This window comes from Pseudomonas sp. Je.1.5.c (genome assembly GCF_051129895.1).
GTDB lineage: Bacteria > Pseudomonadota > Gammaproteobacteria > Pseudomonadales > Pseudomonadaceae > Aquipseudomonas > Aquipseudomonas urmiensis.
In genome coordinates this window covers 1-422 of the sequence record NZ_JBCPSP010000105.1, presented here as the reverse complement: position 1 = coordinate 422, position 422 = coordinate 1, and the positions used below count along the sequence as shown (strand labels likewise).

Here is a 422-nt window from a genome sequence, read left to right as displayed (position 1 = left end):
ATTAAATAATGCATACGTAATGCCACAACATATTCGTCCCCAAGACGGTTTTGCATCTCTTGTAAATCTAACTTCAAGTTAAATTTATACTTACCTTTTTCATAAAACTCATCATCACGCCATGTTGGTGCGTATAAAACAACCTTCTTATCTGCTGGTATTCCAATCCTTTGCTTAATATCTTTCACAATTTGCACTTGTTCTTCTTTTGGATGATATAACAAATCATTACGCGGATATCCAACATCTAACGTTTCTTTTCCAAATTTAAAAGCACGCTCAAAAATTTCTGTTGAGTAATCATTTGGTGAAACGAGATAGTCCCATTTCTGAGATTCATTGTAAAAATTACGCTTGTATTTTTCAGTTGTCGTCCCTGGCATATGAACTTCCTTCATATCCGAAGCCAGTTTTTTAAGGGG

General features: G+C 34.6%; 1 protein-coding gene. It reads right to left on the bottom strand.

Features of this window, described 5'->3' with window-relative positions:
• On the bottom strand, positions 1-398 hold a 398-nt coding region (locus tag AAZU54_RS27310; RefSeq protein ID WP_434727898.1), incomplete at its 3' end, for a CDP-glycerol glycerophosphotransferase family protein.
• Positions 399-422 lie beyond the last annotated feature (24 nt).